General features: G+C 58.6%; 14 protein-coding genes. 1 reads left to right on the top strand and 13 read right to left on the bottom strand.

Features of this window, described 5'->3' with window-relative positions; all coding sequences use genetic code 11:
* Positions 1 to 6 precede the first annotated feature (6 nt).
* The 13 genes from JJB74_RS30215 to JJB74_RS30155 all read right to left on the bottom strand — a co-directional run bounded on the left by JJB74_RS30215 (position 7) and on the right by JJB74_RS30155 (position 16,547).
* Complete coding sequence (locus JJB74_RS30215) at positions 7 to 2,547, bottom strand: tail fiber domain-containing protein (RefSeq protein WP_200598280.1); 2,541 nt, start codon at positions 2,545 to 2,547, stop codon at positions 7 to 9.
* A gap of 1 nt (position 2,548) precedes the next feature.
* A complete protein-coding gene (locus JJB74_RS30210) occupies positions 2,549 to 3,067 on the bottom strand; it encodes a hypothetical protein (protein ID WP_200598279.1) in 519 nt (172 codons plus the stop codon).
* Positions 3,068 to 3,133: 66 nt separating this feature from the next.
* Positions 3,134 to 3,784, bottom strand: coding sequence for a hypothetical protein (locus tag JJB74_RS30205; RefSeq protein WP_200598278.1), 651 nt, complete (start codon positions 3,782 to 3,784; stop codon positions 3,134 to 3,136).
* A 67-nt stretch (positions 3,785 to 3,851) separates the two neighbouring features.
* Positions 3,852 to 4,655 (bottom strand): peptidylprolyl isomerase, encoded by an 804-nt coding sequence (locus JJB74_RS30200; RefSeq protein ID WP_200598277.1) that lies wholly within the window; start codon positions 4,653 to 4,655, stop codon positions 3,852 to 3,854.
* 16 nt (positions 4,656 to 4,671) lie between these two features.
* The gene (locus JJB74_RS30195) at positions 4,672 to 5,163 is read right to left on the bottom strand and encodes a hypothetical protein (RefSeq protein WP_200598276.1); all 492 of its coding nucleotides are present in this window, start codon (positions 5,161 to 5,163) and stop codon (positions 4,672 to 4,674) included.
* On the bottom strand, positions 5,160 to 6,005 hold the full coding sequence (locus tag JJB74_RS30190) for a hypothetical protein (RefSeq protein WP_200598275.1): 846 nt from the start codon (positions 6,003 to 6,005) through the stop codon (positions 5,160 to 5,162). The genes JJB74_RS30195 and JJB74_RS30190 overlap by 4 nt, the downstream gene beginning before the upstream one ends.
* A gap of 2 nt (positions 6,006 to 6,007) precedes the next feature.
* On the bottom strand, positions 6,008 to 7,255 hold the full coding sequence (locus JJB74_RS30185; RefSeq protein WP_200598274.1) for a type II secretion system F family protein: 1,248 nt from the start codon (positions 7,253 to 7,255) through the stop codon (positions 6,008 to 6,010).
* A complete protein-coding gene (locus JJB74_RS30180; RefSeq protein ID WP_200598273.1) occupies positions 7,255 to 9,000 on the bottom strand; it encodes a GspE/PulE family protein in 1,746 nt (581 codons plus the stop codon). The genes JJB74_RS30185 and JJB74_RS30180 overlap by 1 nt, the downstream gene beginning before the upstream one ends.
* A gap of 9 nt (positions 9,001 to 9,009) precedes the next feature.
* Complete coding sequence (locus JJB74_RS30175; protein WP_200598272.1) at positions 9,010 to 9,837, bottom strand: hypothetical protein; 828 nt, start codon at positions 9,835 to 9,837, stop codon at positions 9,010 to 9,012.
* Between the two features lie 35 nt (positions 9,838 to 9,872).
* The gene (locus tag JJB74_RS30170) at positions 9,873 to 11,321 is read right to left on the bottom strand and encodes a type II secretion system protein GspD (protein ID WP_200598271.1); all 1,449 of its coding nucleotides are present in this window, start codon (positions 11,319 to 11,321) and stop codon (positions 9,873 to 9,875) included.
* Between the two features lie 774 nt (positions 11,322 to 12,095).
* Entirely contained in the window at positions 12,096 to 12,443 is a 348-nt protein-coding gene (locus JJB74_RS30165) for a hypothetical protein (protein WP_200598270.1), read from the bottom strand.
* A 167-nt stretch (positions 12,444 to 12,610) separates the two neighbouring features.
* Complete coding sequence (locus JJB74_RS30160) at positions 12,611 to 14,623, bottom strand: VWA domain-containing protein (RefSeq protein ID WP_200598269.1); 2,013 nt, start codon at positions 14,621 to 14,623, stop codon at positions 12,611 to 12,613.
* 442 nt (positions 14,624 to 15,065) lie between these two features.
* The gene (locus tag JJB74_RS30155) at positions 15,066 to 16,547 is read right to left on the bottom strand and encodes a competence protein CoiA family protein (protein WP_200598268.1); all 1,482 of its coding nucleotides are present in this window, start codon (positions 16,545 to 16,547) and stop codon (positions 15,066 to 15,068) included.
* An 84-nt stretch (positions 16,548 to 16,631) separates the two neighbouring features.
* Here JJB74_RS30155 and JJB74_RS30150 point away from each other — a divergent pair, with 84 nt between their 5' ends.
* Positions 16,632 to 17,681 (top strand): hypothetical protein, encoded by a 1,050-nt coding sequence (locus JJB74_RS30150; RefSeq protein ID WP_200598267.1) that lies wholly within the window; start codon positions 16,632 to 16,634, stop codon positions 17,679 to 17,681.
* Positions 17,682 to 17,775 lie beyond the last annotated feature (94 nt).

Here is a 17,775-nt window from a genome sequence, read left to right as displayed (position 1 = left end):
TGTAATTCAGTGTGTACGAATCCAGGTGGTCTTGACCGTCTTGTTCTCAGCCAGCACACCGATCTGGTTTCCCCAAGCCTGCACATCGATCCCTGAGCCGCTGATAGGAGTCACGATGAGGCGCTTGCCGGTCGCGGTAACCGATGCAATCGCAATACTCCCGTCCTCCGCAAAGGCATTGACCATGTACTGCGTGCCGGTTGCCGGCGCGAAGATCGGCTGAAAGCTTCCCGCATTCACGAACACTTCCGCTTCGCCCGTCTTCACGAGGCTGATGCGCTCGGCCTCGATTTCCTCTGCCTTCAGTTTCTTGATCCGCGCCTGCTCGGCTTCGATCTGCGCCGCGGTCAGCTTCTCCGTCTCGATGCGCTTGAAGTGTGCGTCATTACCTTCGATGGTCGGGATCGCAAAGGACAAGGTGGACTGGTTCTTCTTGGTCAGGTGCTGGAGCACGGCCTGCTGCTCGTTGATACCTTCCAGGAGGAGAGCCGTCATCTGCGCGTAGTTGACCGTCTTATATCCATCTCCTCCGGTGGTGACCAGTTCAGGGACCCATTTCTCCATTTCCTGCGCAATGAATCCGATCTGGCGGCCAGTAGGCAGCTTGCGGTCCGGATGGTTTTCATGATCGAAATAATATCGATAGCCATGCAGGTTGGCGATCGTGGCAAGCGCGTTCGAAATCGGGGCGATATCACGCTTCAGCCGCGCATCGGAATACTGGTAGAAACCATAACCCCAGAAATTCCCTCCGCGCATGCTTGCATAGTCGGTGCCGGACTGATTTACGAGTTCAATAACTGCATCGTAGTTCAACCTGATCATAGCGGCTGCAACCTGGCCCCAGTGAAAGGCTAAGCGCGGTGCGCGGTTTATGTCACCGCCGTTACCGACTTCATAGTTGTATTCTCTGATTTGCAGCGGCGCGGACCAAAAATCATAGCCGTAACTGTTGGACGCCACTGTACGGCCGGCCCACGGCTGTTCCGTCCAGACCCGATAGCCGTTGATGATACCGTCCGTCCTTGTGAAATAGGTGTTGGTGTTGTAAACCCTTAAGGCAGTTTCGGCCTGTAATTCTCTATTGAAATAAAAGAGATTTCGATCGGTGACGAAGTGCGCCCAGCCACTGTTCTCTGACCCGATATCAACCCATCCACTTGGCGTCGTAACCTTCAGCGCACCGTTGTATCCTTGGCTCAGATTGGTGGGATATTGATTATTCTGGTTGATATTGATCCCGCCGTAATACATGTACAGGCCATAAGTGCCCGAGCAGTCGGCATTTGAGTTCCCGATACACATCGTGCCATAGCTGTAGATCGACTTACCAGCCGCAATCGTTCCGGCACCAACGTCATAGGGATACTGATTGGCATTGCCGATGAGGCCGGAATAATTGACTGCAACGCCGGCGTACGGAGTGGTCAGATTGACGCCCACGCGACCGTCCTGCGAGATGCGCATGCGCTCGGGAATTGCGCCTGGTCCATTCGTCGACATGCCGGTTCCGAACACAATGCCTCCCTGTGCACCAGCGGGATTGAATTCGATATAGCCCATGTCGGTGCTATCGACCTTCATTTGCAGGCGGGTGGACGCTGTATCCCATCCTCCGCCATTGGCAAACCGGTAGGCCAACGTGCGCAGCATCGTGTAGTTGCCATTGGTGTGGCTGGCCATTGAAATGTCCAGCGTATTACCCGCGGAAGTGCCCAACGCGCCGGCATGGACCTGGAACATGGCGAGGGGCGACTTCGTGCCAATCGAAATCTGGTTGTTCGAGTAATAGTTATTGTTGTTATCGGTGAGCCACGGCATGCTCGAGCCAGTTCCACCGACCGGCGTCCAGACGGATGTGCCGGCATTCCAGCGGTACAGCGCGTTCGTATCCTTGGTCAGGCGCAGCTGGCCATCCTTCAGGGTGGCCGCACTCAGTCCCTGCAGCACCGACAATGAGGCAACCGGGTCGCCAAAGAACAGGGTGCCCGAGTTGCCTTGCTGGATCTGGATCGAGTTATAGGCAATCACAAAATCGTCGCCGGCCGCACCGCCACCAGCCGCGAGGGACGCGCAGGTCGTATTGAACGTGTTGTCGATGCCAGCGGAGATGATGGCGAGAACGGGTGCGCCTGGAGAACTGGTGCTGCCGGAGATCCTGCCGGTACTGGTGTTTGTCGATCCGTTGTCCCATGCGCAATAGCCTAACTTCATGCCATAGGAATCGGTTTTCGGCGCTGCGCTGGTGGACGGGATGAACCCGCCACCAGCCGGGCCGCCAGCAGTCGTGTCCATCGCGGGCGGCTCGATGAAACCATCCGCGTCGCTGTCGCTGCTCTCCGAGGCCAGCGCGATGATCGCCTGCTGGACGGCTATCTTCTGCGTCGCGGACCTCGTCATATCGGCCACGCCCAGCACTTCGTTGGCAGAAGCGGCGGATGCGAGGGGTGCAAGCACAGTGGCGCCGATGGTGAACGCGGCGAGAACGACCCGGCGGGTCAAGGAAAATGCAGGAGAAGTAGCCATGTTGCGATGTTCAGGATGCATGTCAGTTCATCAGCTTGATGACAAGCTGATCGGCGGAGCGGGTGGCGCTGCTGCCGATACGGCTGGCCACGGCGTCGAGCACGCCCATGGCGGCGCTATCTGAAGTCCCAAGGGCCGCGGTGGTGGTGATGCTCATGGTGCCGCCGGAGACATATGTGTAAGTCCAGGGGCGGAAACGCGACGGCATGGCGGGCAACGGCAATCCACCAGTGCCTGACCACAGATTGGTGTTGGTAGACGGACTGCCTGGACAGGTCAGGTCGGATACGAGGGCGACCGTTGGGGTAGTCGGAAACCGGACATGGTTCACCGAATCTCCGCTCGGGTACATCGTCGCGCACGCAATGATCCTGCCGCGAATCAGGGAAACCTGATCGAGCAGCGCCGTTTTCGTGTCCTGGTTCCATTGGCTCAGGGAACTGGAACGGGCGATTTTCGAATAGGCCAGCGTCACTACCGACAGCAAGCTGATGGCGACGAGCAGATAAGCGACGACGATTCCTGATTGTCTGTTTTTCATGATGCGCGATGAAAGGAGCGAAGGAAAAGGGCCATCCCCACGGACGGCCCTGACTGAGGGAGCGGATTAAACCTCGTTCAGCGCCTTGTAGTAGACGTACTGGCCGTCGCTGGTCTTCACACAGCCTTCCGGGCGGCCGTTGTAGAAGTTGCCATTGGTGGTCAGGCCGCTATCGTCGATTGCTGCCGTACCCATCCAGGAGGCGGACGAACCGGTCGAGGTGGCCGGGGTGTTGGTCGCCGCATCGTTGTAGAGCTGGGTATTGATCTGGTTGCACACGGCGAGGGAGATGTTGCCGACCACGACCACACCGTCTGCCGCACTGTTCGAGCCAATGCTCGGCAGCTTGATGTTCGGGTTATAGGTGTAGGCCGGGGTGCCGCTCTGCGCCACGCCGGCAGGCGGCGTATGCAGCACGGCGTACTGTGCGCCAGGCGTCGGGTTGAACAGGCCCGTCGTGGCGTTGGTGTCGAACGTGATCTGGTTGGCGGTCACCGTGCCGGTGGTCAGCAGGCGGTCGAAACCGGCCTTGAAATCGCTCGACTGCTTCATCAGCACCGCAGCGTTCGTCTTCGCGCCCTGATCGGTGACGCCGGTGGTGCTGTTGCGGCTCATCTTGGCCATTGCGCCCATCACGACCGCGATCAGCAGGATCGCCACAAACAGGGGACCGACGAAACCGCTCTGCTTCTTCTTGTGTTTGAAAACCTTCTTCATTTCTTAAAACTCCCGATTGATTATTAGTGGAACTGCCGACTTACAAAGAAACTGCTGCTTGAAAAATTCACCCTCTCAATTCGATCTTGGCCTCCTTCCGCAATGCCTGGATCTCCTTGGAGAGCCGATCGTTGACCAGGTAGGTCCGGATGTCTTCCTTAACCTTTTCAAGAGAAGGCTTGGGTACGTCCTTGACCTCCTCGATGTAGGCGACCAGCACGCCTTCGCGGATGACTGTCGGCGGCAGCACGTCGCCTGCCTTCAGCTTTTTCATCATCTGGCCGAGGTTGTAGGGAATCTCAGCGGTGGCGACGAAGTGATCGCCATCCTTTTTCAGGTAGGCGAACTTGCCGATAGCTTCCTTGCCTTCGGGGCTGTTGCGCCGGCTCGCCACGGATTCATAAGCCGTCTGGGCGTCTTTCGCATCCGAGGCCACGAAGGTCCGCACTTTGAGCTGGCGCGAATCCTCGGCCGTGATCTTCGTTTCGTACACGTCGGCGATATCGCGCTCGGTGACGGCGGCGCGCAATGTAGCGGTACGCTTTGCGGCGTAAAGCTGGAACAGGAGGTCGCCGCGCGCCGCGTCCAGGGCGGCACGCGCCTCGCTCGGGAAATTCTTCTCCGCTGTCTGCGCCACGACCTCCACGGTGATGCGGCGGTCCAGCGCATTGGTGCGGTCCAGACCGTTTTGCAGCAGCGGCAGCAGTGTCGACTCGCTGACGATGCGGCCGTTGACGGTGGCAAGCGGGTTGCCTGCGCCGCTGGCGCTGTTGGCGGGCGAACCGGCCAGCGAAACGCTGTAGGCCGCGCCGACGGTACCGGCGATCGCGACGGCCGCGACGCCAAAAATGATTTTCCTCGTGAGTTTCATGATGGGTGCTGTTGGGTTACTGGATCACGACCTGTTGGGTGTATGCCTTCAGCTCGGCGAAGGCGGCTTCCCCGCCCTCGCACTTCTTCAGGCAAATGGTTTCGGCTTGCCACATCAGGCCGGGCTGGTACGCCTGCATGGTGGAGATGAGGTAAAGCCACTCCGGCATCAGCGCGGGATCGGACACCGAGACGGTGAGCGCGGACTTGTCCTTGTTCAGGCTGACTACGACGCCCGGATTGCCTTCTCCCACTAGGCGGCGTGCCTCCTCATAGCCAGCTGCTGTCAGCGGCATCTTCTTTACCGTCGCGGCCTGGGTGGCAGCGATATCGTTTCTGGCCGCAACCGTCTTCGACGTGTCGTCCAGCACCTGCTGCACCTGGTGGAACGCAAACCACGAGGAAAGCAGCGCGACGGCAACGACGCTCGGGGTCGCGACGCTGACGTAGCGAGCGGACGAGGAAAGCTTCGTGGCGAGCGATTTCCACTTCAGCAGTGAGTTGTTCATTTTTCTACCCGTATGACGTTGTTCTTCGCATCCTTGTCGGCTCGGGTGCCTTGGCCGAGCGCCTTGATGTAGTCCTGCGTGACCCATTCGGGCAGGCTGACCGAAAACGTCTCGGCGTTGCCCTTCAACTGGTAGGCATCGATCCAGCCGCCGGCGCGCACGACCGTCGAGGAAACCTTCTGGAACTGCGCCAGTTGCTGCGACAGGGGGGACGCGTGCTCGATGCGCATGACGATGGCGTTGAGCTGCTCGGTCGCCTTGGCGCTGGTGTTTTTCAGGTGGGAGGACATGACGCTGTGCGCCAGCATGGCTGCGAATCCGACAACCGCCGCGACGGCAGTCACCGAGGCCGCCAGCTTGATCGTCTTTTCCGAAAAGCCGTCGGCGAAGCGACGGTAGCGCCCTACCGCGGATTCCAGTCGCCACGGCGCGGCGCCATCGACCCGGTGAATGGACAGGTCCAGGTCGCGCAGGTGGTTCAGCAGCACATCACTTTTGTTGGTGAGACACTGGAACGACTCGCCATCCTTGATGACGGCGCAGGCGAACGTTTCCCGCTCCAGATAGTAGGCACCGTCGCCCGCATGCTCGGGATGCGCCGGGAACGCGGCCGCCAGCGGGGTCTCGAAGGAACCGGTCTGCGACAGCGCCGTAGAAGGCACCGCAAAGTAGTAAGCCTGATTGGCTTTCGCATCGACCGAAACAAGGGTGTGAATCTTGTCAGTATGGAGCACCTCGCGGGCAATGAAGAAAATCGACTTGTCGACATCGCCGGAATGGTTCACGACGCGGCCGGCAATCATGGCCGAGTAGACCGGCGCCAGGGAAGTCGGGTTGATCATGGTTAGCCTTTCAGTCCAGACAGAAGCGATTCGTTCTGAATCCAGATCACATAAATCGAGCCGAGAACGGCCACGGTCAGATAGACGGCGGTGGCGAAGAACGACACCATGCCGAAGCGCTTGGAGGCCTTGCTCGCCATGTAGCTGCGGCGCTCCGCAATGGTTGCGAACGATGTCGCCAGCTGCGCGCGGTCGGTATGCGCCCCGACCAGCAGCCGGTCGGAGTTGTCGAGCATCGACTGCGAAAGCATCGCGGCCACCGAGTCGCCGTTCTCCGAACGCACCCGCGCCTGTGCCCAGTAGCGCATGACGCCCGGCACCCGCGTGCTCTTCTCGGCGATGGCGATCGCGGCATTCAGGTGGACGCCGCCCTTGACCAGCGAGGCCGCGACCCGGAAGGAATTGGCGACGGCGGAATGCAGGATGGCCTGGCTCAGCACCGGCACGCTCATCACCTTGTCGTCGACCCATGTGCGGAACGCCTGATCCCGGTCGAAATAGGCGTAAACGGCCATGATGACGACAAAGAACAGGCCGAGCGTTCCCCACATCATCACGTCGCTGAAGAGCATCGCGCTGTGGATGGCGTCCAGAATTTCCTGGGTCTTCGCCGGCGTGGCGTCCACCGGCATGTTGTCCAGCATCATCGGCAGCATCACGTACCGATTACTGACCACGGTGCTCATCGCCATGAAGATCTCGAGGCCAGCCATCGACGCCATGCCGGTCATCAGCTTGTTGTTCACGGCGCGGGCGTCAAGGTGTTCCACTGCGGTGTGCAGCGCCTCGGTGAGCGTGCCGGTCCGCTCTCCCGCTTCCAGGATCGCGAGGGTCGATTCATTGAAGAAGTTCAGGCTGACCAGTGCCTCGATGAAGCCGCCGCCGCGCTTGATGATCGCCAGCGCGCTGTTCAACTGGGCGCGGGTGCTGGACGTATCCGATTCAATGACGGCTTCCAGTGCGCGCGCCGCCGACATGGACGCGCAGTTGAAATGGATCGCCATCAGGAACTGCTTCTTGTACTCTGCGGAGACACGCTTGAAGAACTTGAAGCGGTTGCGCACCATTTCCACATTGACCGGAATCCCGCCCTGCCGGCGCACCACGGAAACCACTTCTTCCTCGCTCTCGCCGACGATCAGCGCACGATGACGGAAATGGCCCGGCGCCATGCGGTCCTCCACCGCGTTGGCATCCGCTTTCGACTTCAGCAGATAGTCGACGTGATAGCTGCGCAGCGAATTGAACATCAGAGCAGCTCCTTGGCCGCGCCTTTGAGCGTGGTCGCCAGATCGATGACGCCGGTTTCCTGCAGGCGGGCGAGCGACTCTTCGCGGGACTTGATCGTGACGCCCGAGATTTCCTTGAGGCGGGAATACGCCTTGCCGGAGTCGAAAACCAGCGCGGTCAGGTCGGCGCGGGTCTGCGAATCGGTCGCGATGATCAGAGTTTCGTGGGACGCGACGCGGCCGTAATAGCCGGTATGGCGGCAGCGCGGGCAACCCTTTGCACGGCGCAGCAGATTCGTCTGGCGCAAGTGAACCTGCCGGTATGCCGCTTTGCTCGCGATATCGGCGATGTCGTCGGCCGCGTCCACCGCGCTGGCGCAGGTGCACAGGGTTTTCACGAGATGCTGGCTCACCACGACGCGCAGGTTGTTGGCCAGCATGTACAGCGCGCTGGCCTTGGAAGAGCCTTCGGCGAAATTGGTGACGCGCTCGAACGTCTCAGCCGGGTTATTGGCGTGGATGGTGGCCAGCACCAGGTGGCCGGATTGGGCGAACTGCAACGCGGCCATCATCGTGTCGCTGTCGCGGATCTCGCCCAGAATCAGCACGTCCGGGTCCTGGCGGAGCATCGAACGCTCCACATCGAGTGCCTGTTCCTTCAGATGCGCATTGAGCTGGATCTGGCGCGTGAACGGCAGCACATATTCAACCGGCTGCTCGACGGTGAGGATATTGGCCTCGTCACGCGGGAATTCCTGCGCCAGCGCGTAAAGCGAGGTCGTCTTTCCCGAGCCGGTGGGGCCGGAGAACAGGATCAGGCCGCCGCTCTTGCCTTCGACACGAGAGATGTTGCGGAAGAGCTGCGCCATGTCCGGCTGGTTCGGGAACAGTTCGTCCAGCGTGATCAGCGCATCCGGGTCCAGCACGCGCAGCGTCATGGTCTCGCCGCCGACAACCGGCTGGGTGGCGACGCGGAAATCGATGAGGCGTCCGCGCACCTCAATGCTGAGCCGGCCATCCTGCGCGCGGCGGTCGTCGGAGGCGTCCATGTTCGCCTCGGTCTTTAGGCGCATGAACAGCGCCGACATGAGCGACGCCGGCACCAGATGGGTCTGCTCCAGCGTGCCGTCGATGCGGTGGCTGATCCATGCTTCCGGATCGGGCTTGCGGTCCAGATGGATGTCGGAGGCGCGCATGTCGATCGCTTCGATCAGCATGGACTGGTAGGCCTGGCGCAGCAGTACGCCGTTGATCGCTTCGACCTTCAGGCGAGCCAGCATCGTCGGGAATGAGTGTTCGCCGCTCGAGAGCCGGTTGAGCGTCTCGTAGACGTCGAAACGGTCGGTCGGGATGATTTTGACGCCGCTGACCTTGACTTCGCATGCTTGCAGGATGGAGGCGATCTGGCGCTCCGTCAGCGGGGTCGCCGAGCGCATTTCCAGCGTCTCGTTCGTGACCCGAAGCGGATAGATCTGATACTGCTTGCATACCTGAACAGGAAGAATCTTCTGGAACAGGCTGCTCGTCGCGCCGCCATCGGTGTCGGCGTTGACTTTCACGATCGCGTTCTTGGACACGAACCGGTTGCGCACCAGGATTTCTTCGATGAAGAGCGTGCGCCCCTGCTCGCTCCAGTACGCTTGCTGGCGCAGGCAGATATCCAGTTGCGACGGCGAGATGAGTCCGGCGTCGATCAGGGCCTGTCCGCGCACCGACGCTTCGCCGATCCCGCGCCGGGCCAACATGAGCTGTTCAGAATGGTTCATGGCCGTGTCCTAGTAAGCGGGCATTGCGATCGGGCCCGGCACGCCGTTCATCGCCGGGCTAAGGGAGCCGTTCGTGGTGCTACCGTTTGTCATGCCTTTGATTTCCGGAGAAATCGATGCCTTGAAGCCGGGATCGGGCTTTTCGAGGACGATCTGCGCCGTCGTGGCGGGCGCTTGCGATTCCACTTGGCCGAGGAAGACCACCTGGGCCGACGGGGAGCGCTTTTTCTTATTCGTCGCGGCGTCGCTGTAGTAGTAGAGCGAGACGCGGCCGCCATTTACCTTTGGCACCAGCGTGACGGAAGAGCCGAGGAATTCGATGGGTTCGCCGTCCCGGACGACCATGCTTTCCGCCCTGCCGACCGTGCCGAGGGCTGACTGGCTTGGGCGTGGCGGCATCGCACTGATGCTGGGAGCGGCGCTGGCTTGCGGCGCGGCAGCGGCGACGGTGGCGGCGCGGCGCAGTACGGCCTGATCGCCGACCGTCGCAGAAACGTAATAGCCATCAAAGCGCTGGCGCAGTTCGGTGACCGTCGCATCCGGCTTGCTCTCGCCGCTGCTCGCCGGCGCCGTGCGCAGGAAGTCGGACGAGCTGACCGGCGGCGGGACGTTCGCGGGGGAGGAGGCAGTCGGCGCGGGCGCCGGAGCCGACCCTTGCGGCAAGGGGCTGTTGAGATTGTGCGGATCGCTGACCGGAGTCAGCTTGGGCGGCTGCGGCCGCATCAGGGGATTCGGAATCTGTACTTGCGCGTAGCTCGGGGCAGCCATGCCCAGCACGGTCAGACCGGCCAGGAGCGAAAGCGCCGCTGAGACGCGATGTTTCGTTGCGAAATTCATGTTCTTTTCTTTCTGGTAGCGAATGCAGCGCCTGCTCACTGGCCGCCGGCGATGGGTTGCTGGACGGAGGTGTTCATCGCCAGTGGGCGGCTTGCTGAGTCCTTCTTCCCTTTGAAGAACACAACTTTGGTGCGCAGCGCGAGAACGAGCTCGGAGCGGATCACTTCCTTGCCGGTGGTGTTCTGCGAGATGCCGCGCACGTCATCGCGGGTTTCGTGTTCGGTCGTGATGCCGCCCAACAGGACCAGGTCGCCGGGACGCGAGCGGATGACGTTTTCGATGTCCCGGTCGGCCGCATCCGGCAGCACCAGGTCAATCCCAAGCGCCGTGAACTTGTTGTACCGGACGATCTCGGACAGGCTCATCTTCAGGTTGGTATAGACGGTGTTGTCGCTGTAGTCGGCATGGACGGCGAGATCGAGGCCCGTACGGATGTCGCGGGTTTCGGTCGTGGCCTGCGCAACGTTGGTCGAATAGTTCGTGCCGACCTTGCTGACGATGGTCGTGGATTGGCCGACGCGCAACGAGCCCTTGGTCCCGGTAATGACCGAGAGGCGCGGACGGGAGATCGCCTTCACGTTGCCTTGGGTCTGCAGGAAGTCGATCAGGCTGTCGACGGTCAGGCGGCTGGAGGACAGGATCAGGTTCATGCCCAAGGCGTTCGCCGTCGCCGCCACCGTGGTGCCTACCGCGGCCGATGCGGTGCTCACAGCGGAACTGGTTCCGGTGCCATTGCCCGTGCCAGTGCTCGTGCTGCCGAGTGTGGTGGCAGCGTTCCCGCCGTTCTGGGACGTCGAATACGTCGGCAGGCCTTTGCTGTTGTAGGCCAGCTTGTTCCACGAAATGCCGACGTTGCTGTTGTCTTTCAGGTCCACCTGAAAAATGTCGATGGAATAGACGATCAGCGCACGGTTGTCGCGGACCTTTTGCAGATAGCTTTCGATGCGGGCCAGCGACTTGCGGTTCGTGCGGAAGACCAGCGAACGATTCAGGCGGTCGATATAGGGGTCGCGCGCGCCGAGGTGCTGCAGCGTGTTCGCCAGACCGGCCGCATTGTCTTCGGACAGTGCCGGCGGCAATTCAACGATGTATTGCTGCTCCTGTTGCAGGAACAACGTGTTGTTGCGCACGCTGTAGAAGATGCCCATCGACTCGGACAGCGACTCCAGCACATCCTTCAGCGAGCCCTTCAAGTCGTAAACGGCGGCAGCGCCAAAGCGCTCAGCGGTTTTCGGGCCGCCCTCGATATTCAGCGACAGACCGGCATCCCGGGCGATGAGCATCAGCGCATCGTAGACGCCCGACTCGGTGACGTGCACCGACTTGACCTGACGATTCGGTACCACGCCCTCCTCTTCCACCGGGCGCAGCATGAACACATCCTCAGAATTGAATCCCGCCTCCAGATCCATCGTGTTCGTGTCGTCCTGGTCCACGACGGTCTTCAGTTTTGCCGTGTCCTTGGTGGGAACGGACGGCTCCATCGGTTGCCGCGGAAACGTCGAACAACCGCCGAGAGTGGCTGCTACCAGGAGAGATGCGGTGGTCTTTCTGAAGAAGGAGTTCATTTCTGCCGAGCAATATTATTGGATGGCTCGCATCATACCTTACATATACCTGTAATACAAAGCGTATGTATAAATATTTTTAGGCAAGATGCGGCATGTGTGTTCGAATACACAGGGAGGGGACTGGAATACTGGGATGCGGCCGAAGCGGTGATAGGGGCAAAGCCCTTCACTGGAAAGGAAAGGTTGCAAGTAAGGCATCCCCTACTGCATGGCGCATGCGGCTAGAAGGCGTGGAAGGCTGAAATTGACTGCTTGCGTGCGCAGGAGTGGAGAGGAAAGGGGCAACGACGATAAAAAAACCCACCCGGCGAAAGTTCCGGGTGGGTCTGTACGATTCGAGATTCCGTGCGGGTCAGGGACAACCGCGTTTAATTTTTATGACGGCCTTTTCTTACTTGGTACAGCAGAATCAACCCGCCACCAATTCCTATAACGGCCACTACGGAAAGAAGTATGTAGTCCATTTTAATCTCTTGTACGTAGGCTTTTTTAGAGAAGGAGGCGTCGCCGCATCGTTTCCCATTTCCATGTGCTTTCGTAGGCCACATGGGGTAGGAACAGCCACTACTTCAACGCATGGTGCTAATCGGTCCCTCGGGCTGCTTGATATTACACGCCTCGGCACCGGTCCGCGACCTGATGCAGATCGGTGCATTGCCGCGCACAGGTAGGCGCCAGTGCGTGCGATTAGCGTTCTTGCTTCAGCTCTTTTACGAGTTCTTCTTTCTCCCTATCGAAGATCGTCTTGCGGAAAGTCGGGTCAAGGAGCTTGTTGGACGGATCTAACCGTTCAATTTCTTTCAGTGCGGCTTCCTTGAGGACTGCCTGTGCCTTTTCTCTTCCAGCCGCCTCGATATACATGTCCTTTGTACGCAAAAACTTATTACCTACTTCATTTAGTGCCGCTTCCAAGTTCTTGGCGTACTCGCGCCACTGCTCGGCAGACTCTTTGTTCTCCCGCGCTGCCTGGGCAAACTCCTTCATCGAGTCCACGCTGTCTGCCCACATGCCGTAAGTCGGCCCCATCCAAGTCATTCGTCTTCTCCTGTTGCTAATTTCGCCATTGTTGCATTCTTCTCAGAAACTTCTCAATGGTGCAAATTGAAGTTGCCGGTAACTGCGTAGCGTTCGCGACTCATCACTTTTTGCCTTCTTCCAAAGAAAAACCCCCTCATCTTGAAGATGAGAGGGTGAGTTGCAAGTTAAGCAAATGCCGCTTCCAGTGCGCCGAAAACTGCTTCGGCCAACTGGCGCGGATTACTTGCCACGCCAAAAGCGGCGGATAGGCCTCGGTAGTGACGTTCGTACTCTCTGTCGATCAAGACAAAGCGCACTTCCACGCCGAACCGTTTCGCTTCCTGGATTGCCGCCTCGAGGACTTGCAGGTCGCCCGGATCGCCATCTGTGGTGACACAGAGGATTTTCCGGCTTTCCTTACGTTCCATGAGGCGCTTGAGCGCCCAGACCACTGCCAGGTGGGTATTGGTGCAATCCCGGGAAGAAGGAACGAACTGGTTCAGGGTTTTCGCCCAGTCGCCGTCCATTTCCTGCCATTCCCGCACCGAGGTGCTATAGCTGGCCAGCCCGAACGGGATGTTGGCGTTATCGCATACCTCGCCGGCTGCGACAGCCACCCGGCCAGCGGCTTCCCGTCGCGTGATATCCCCGAACGTCTCTCCCATGCTTGCGGATTCGTCGTTGAGGAAGTACAGACACGTATCGAGCTCCTCGCTGCGGGTCTTCTTTTGGAATACCCGCAAGTCGCCGGTTGCCACTCGCGCCACCTTGTTCGGCCGCAGCCGCCCTTCGGTAGACGTGGATCGCGCCACCATGGAATGCGATTCGAGCAGCTCCTCCATCTTCAGCGCCAGCGTGGCCGCGGTCGATCGTGCACCGCTGCGCAACTGGGCCCGATGCTCCGGAGGCCTGGTGATGCTTGGCGGCTCGACTTCCCGCATTTCACTGGTATGGCTGCCACCCGAGGCATGTTGCATGGCCTCGTTGCCTTCGCACAGAACTTCTTCCAGCCCCTTGCCATAATTGCCGGCGTCGGAATCGGTAGAAGCGAGGACATCAGCGATCGCCTGCTGCAAGTCGTCGTAAGACGGCTCGAAGCCTGCTGCGCCAGATCCCGCAGTGTCTCCATCGGTGCCAGTGGCGCCGGCGGAGTCATCGGTACCTTGTCCACCTGCGTTGCCGCCTGTAGCGTCCCCTCCTGCAGCATCCCCATCGTCGGAATGACCTTGGCCGCCTGAACTGCCAGACGCGTCTCGGTCATCCTGGTCGTCATGGTTGCTTGCGCTTCCTTGATCGTCCTGGCTGCCTTGGTCGTCCGTATTTCCCTGGTTGCCTTGACCGCTTGGATCGTCCGTATCCCCTTGTTGGTCATCGTCTCGTTGATCGTCGGGATTCCCCTGACTATCGGCTTGATCGTGATCTCCTTGGTTGCCCGGTTCGTCTGGCGACGGGTTGCTGTCCTGATCGTCGGGGTCGTCCTGTCCATCACCGGGTTGCGGTGGCGGCGGGGGCGGCTCCTTGGCGGTCAGTTCCAGCAGTTCGACGATGCGCTGCGCCGCATCCGCGGCACCTTGCGTATCAGCCGCGTAGGCGGCGTTCAACGCTTCGGCTTTCACCCGCGCGGTCAGCTTGGTGCCGAAAGTCTTGATCGCCAACTCGCGGTACGCCACTGAAAACTCCTCCAGGCAGTTCTGGCCAAGCAGCTCCGAACGAAGCTCCGTGACCAGCCAGCTAAAGAGGATTTCCGCAGGATGCAGCGCCGACGGATCGTCGCCTGGGCCGGTAAAGATGCCTCGTTGCGTGAGGATCTCGATGCCTTCCCGGATGACCTTCTTCGAGCCGCCATACGACTTTGCGGCCAACAGTTCACCGCGTGCGTCTTCCAGCGGGTTCGCCAGTCTTCCGGCAAGACCCGCAGGCAGCTTCACGTCGAAGTCCGTGTTGTTACCGTGGCAGAGGATTTCATGGGCCACCAGCGCGCGCAGCAGGATTGCATCCTCCTCCGTGCCGGTGGCTGCCATGTTACTGAGCTTCATCACCAGTCCCTTGTCGTTTAACGGATCGGGACCGATGGAAGCGGTCGTGAGGTTGCCCCACTCGATGCGGATCGGTCTGCCCGCCCGCTTGACCTCGTCAAGAAGCAGGTAGGTGTACAGGTACAGGTGCCGCATCGATGCCTTGTGTGCTGCTTGAGTCATTTCCATCTCCTTGAGAACAAGATGGCCATCGTGAGAAGTCACGTTCGCCGGATGAGTGGAAATGGCGCACAGGGAAACTGAAGGCAAATGCCGGTGTCGGCACGCTTGAATGGCGAACGATTTAGGCTGTAGGAGGACTGTTCAGATAGACCCATTCCACCGTTTCGCCGGAATCGAGCCTTAACGAACCGGAGGGACTGTGCGGTGGAGCGGCGGTAAGGATTTCGTGCGCCTTACGCGCCGCAAAGATATGCGGCGCGTAAATCAGGTAAGCACCGAGAAGAAAGGGGCGGCGTGGGTGAGATCCGAGAGTGTCCATGTCTTTGCCGATTTAGGTGGAGGCTGCGCCATGGACGAAATGCGCCGTCGCCATACTGTTATAAAAATTATATCGAAGCCATAATATAGTCGGCATCGCCAAGAATGCAATACACTGGCCGAGTCACGCAAACGCAAAGTCGCAGACAACGGGTTCTTGAATAACCGCATCGTCGTTTGTTTCCGCTACGGCTATGTCGCAGCATTTCGCAACACTCGGCGGCGCGATCTGCTGCTGTACGGCATGCAGCACTTCTCCACGCGATGTGCCTGTTCTTGATTGTGCGATAGACCGCACATATTCGAGAGACTGCCGCTCCGCTTCCTCTCGGGTTACTCCGCTCTCGAACTCAAGCATGCCCGCCCGCTCGTCAAAGAGTTCCTGTAATGCCGGATCGTCAAAGTATTGTGGCAAAGCCGGTGCAACGGGCAACATTACCGAGGCCGCTGGTCGAATGGGGATGGGGGCTTTAATTATCTGTGAAGCGGCAAGCTTCAAGATGACATAAAAATCCGGCTTAGTCAGCCCAAGTACATGCATATGGAGCGTGTCGAATGAGGTCTTAGTCTCCTTGCATCCATAAAAATCCCAGCGGCATATATTCCGTAGATATCTTCCGCCATGTTTCTTTGCCAACGCTGAAATGCGAAGGCAGACGTTTTTTGTTGGGTAGCCATGCGCTTTCAGCGTCACACGCGAATCATTTCTCCCTATACGAACGACACAATTGCTTATAGGGAAATTGAATTCCTCGATGTCGCGCTCCTGTTCTCGCAGCTCCGCTTCTCTTTTTTGGGCTTCCTCGCGTTCCTTTACTTCCTTTGCCCATTCTTCCTCCTGGCGTTTTCTGGAGGCCTCTCGTGCTTCCAATAGGGCAAGCAAACGCTCTTCCTCTGGTTGTTTCTCAATACGTAATTCCTGTTCGCGGACATTCAGTCGCTCTCCGGCTTCTTTATCCCCCATGTGCACAAGCCACTTAGCCTTCCCCGATTGGGAAAATAAGCGTTGTTCCAGCGCTGCCCTGTAGGCGTCAGTGGACAGATCTGCAAGATCGCTGACATTGATCTCGAGAACGGAAAAGCCATGCTGCTCAAGCCATTTCTCCTTTTCGAAATCAACAGCATGTGTATTCCATATCTCTATGGCGAGCGGAATGCCGTTCAGTTTTGCGATCAAGTCAGGTCGACGAAAGCGGTCTGCAGGTGAGTTTCCGACCACGTTTTTCTCGACTCGGCAATCTTCGACCTCGACCACGCCCTCCTGCTGTACCTCAACGGAGATCGCTTCCTCCCATACATTGCGCTTACCGTGAACCAATTTTGTTCGGACGCGGTGCGGGACAAAAATGCTCCCTCTTTCAGCAATAATTTGTTTTGCCATCCAGTGAATCGCCGCTTCAACTGCATGAGGACAGTTGGAATCTTGATGATGGGCGAAGTGAGCGATGCGTATTTCACCCTTTCGCGCCACTAGGCGTGACCCACAGGCGACACAGACACAATCGCAGGTCAGGCCTTTTTTAACTTCGGCTGGGCTCACCATCCTTTGCGTTGGAAGATGCAATGCGAATCGAATACCATGCTCAGGTTGTTTCTTTTGGGACATTTCTTGGCTCCGGTTGGGGGATGGCGCCAAGTTAGGCTTGCGGCCGGTGTCTCAGTAGTCAGTTGAGGAGCAGTTGAGGGTCAAATGATGGTCGAGTCAAACGTACAAACCGCGGATCGGGAAGCTGTGAACGGTAATGAGAAAGCAGATGAGATGGCGGCGGTTGCCCGCATCCTCCTTGACTCCATACCACCCGACAAGAAGCAGCAAAATGCCTTTAAGGTGATGGCCTACCTTGCAGAAAAGACAATCGCGGGAGCCTCGGAGGATCGGGCTGGCCCCAAAATACCCACGAAGCAGATCCATTTGGATGTTGGTACAAATCCCAACCGCGACGCATCAGCGTGGGTAAGTCCGCTATGGAAAGAGATAGAGGAAAAGTGGTATCCGGCCATCAAAGAAAATGTAATCGCACGTTGCAGGGATGCAGGGCTGAACGTCTACCCTATATTAAGAAAAATGGAAGGGAAGCCAGCTTTCTATTGGATAGAGGCAGAGGAAATATCCAAGGAAGAGTCCGCGATCACGCCATTTGAATCGGAAATGGATTCGACGCCGGAGGCGATCACTTATACAAAGGATCTCGCGCTCCAGTTGTCTTTTGCAGGACGGTTATTCTTCCAGGAGGGGATGAGGTGGACTGCAGCCAAACGTTACAGCTTTATAACGTGGCAACTGGTTTATCTCACGATGGTGTTAATTTATATCGCGGCAATATTGCTGGTCCTTTGGAACAAAAAAGGGCCGCTCGGTGGTCAAGAGCTAGTGATGCTGATAATGGGCTTTTTTGTTTCCGGTCTGGCCTACAGGCACGGCGCAGCAGTATGGAAACTATTCGATGATCGAATTATTGTTGCACCGGACTGGACAATTGCCTGGAAAGAGACTGGGGCGACTATCGAAATAAATCGATCAAATAATCCGGATGTGCCAGGCACTATCCATGTCAATCGCTACTCCACGAAGTGTCCAATCTGTGGGTGGATGGTGAAACTGGACAAAGGGGAGCCAGAATTTCCAAGAAGGATTGTCGGGCGCTGCGAGGAAAACCCGCGTGAGCACGTATTTTCATTTGATCGAAGCACTAAACTGGGAGTGCCTCTTAGAGCCTATTCCAGTAGGGATAAGAATTGAAGTAATGCTTGTCCAAGCCAGTGTTTTTGATGGAGGACATCATGGGCATGGTCAAGCAGGACGACGGATGGCGCTTGCCGGATGAATTATGGGA

This window comes from Noviherbaspirillum pedocola, assembly GCF_016632335.1.
Taxonomy (GTDB): domain Bacteria; phylum Pseudomonadota; class Gammaproteobacteria; order Burkholderiales; family Burkholderiaceae_D; genus Noviherbaspirillum_A; species Noviherbaspirillum_A pedocola.
The sequence above is the reverse complement of the archived record's forward strand: the minus strand, read 5'-3'. Positions and strand labels throughout refer to the sequence as shown.

What these genes read in the sequence shown, in the direction of transcription:
- JJB74_RS30205 (WP_200598278.1), bottom strand. Translation starts at nt 3,784, where the DNA reads ATGAAGAAGGTTTTCAAACACAAGAAGAAGCAGAGCGGTTTCGTCGGT.
- JJB74_RS30215 (WP_200598280.1), bottom strand. Translation starts at nt 2,547, where the DNA reads ATGCATCCTGAACATCGCAACATGGCTACTTCTCCTGCATTTTCCTTG.
- JJB74_RS30155 (WP_200598268.1), bottom strand. Translation starts at nt 16,547, where the DNA reads ATGTCCCAAAAGAAACAACCTGAGCATGGTATTCGATTCGCATTGCAT.
- JJB74_RS30210 (WP_200598279.1), bottom strand. Translation starts at nt 3,067, where the DNA reads ATGAAAAACAGACAATCAGGAATCGTCGTCGCTTATCTGCTCGTCGCC.
- JJB74_RS30175 (WP_200598272.1), bottom strand. Translation starts at nt 9,837, where the DNA reads ATGAATTTCGCAACGAAACATCGCGTCTCAGCGGCGCTTTCGCTCCTG.
- JJB74_RS30165 (WP_200598270.1), bottom strand. Translation starts at nt 12,443, where the DNA reads ATGACTTGGATGGGGCCGACTTACGGCATGTGGGCAGACAGCGTGGAC.
- JJB74_RS30185 (WP_200598274.1), bottom strand. Translation starts at nt 7,255, where the DNA reads ATGTTCAATTCGCTGCGCAGCTATCACGTCGACTATCTGCTGAAGTCG.
- JJB74_RS30180 (WP_200598273.1), bottom strand. Translation starts at nt 9,000, where the DNA reads ATGAACCATTCTGAACAGCTCATGTTGGCCCGGCGCGGGATCGGCGAA.
- JJB74_RS30160 (WP_200598269.1), bottom strand. Translation starts at nt 14,623, where the DNA reads ATGACTCAAGCAGCACACAAGGCATCGATGCGGCACCTGTACCTGTAC.
- JJB74_RS30150 (WP_200598267.1), top strand. Translation starts at nt 16,632, where the DNA reads ATGATGGTCGAGTCAAACGTACAAACCGCGGATCGGGAAGCTGTGAAC.
- JJB74_RS30190 (WP_200598275.1), bottom strand. Translation starts at nt 6,005, where the DNA reads ATGATCAACCCGACTTCCCTGGCGCCGGTCTACTCGGCCATGATTGCC.
- JJB74_RS30170 (WP_200598271.1), bottom strand. Translation starts at nt 11,321, where the DNA reads ATGGAGCCGTCCGTTCCCACCAAGGACACGGCAAAACTGAAGACCGTC.
- JJB74_RS30195 (WP_200598276.1), bottom strand. Translation starts at nt 5,163, where the DNA reads ATGAACAACTCACTGCTGAAGTGGAAATCGCTCGCCACGAAGCTTTCC.
- JJB74_RS30200 (WP_200598277.1), bottom strand. Translation starts at nt 4,655, where the DNA reads ATGAAACTCACGAGGAAAATCATTTTTGGCGTCGCGGCCGTCGCGATC.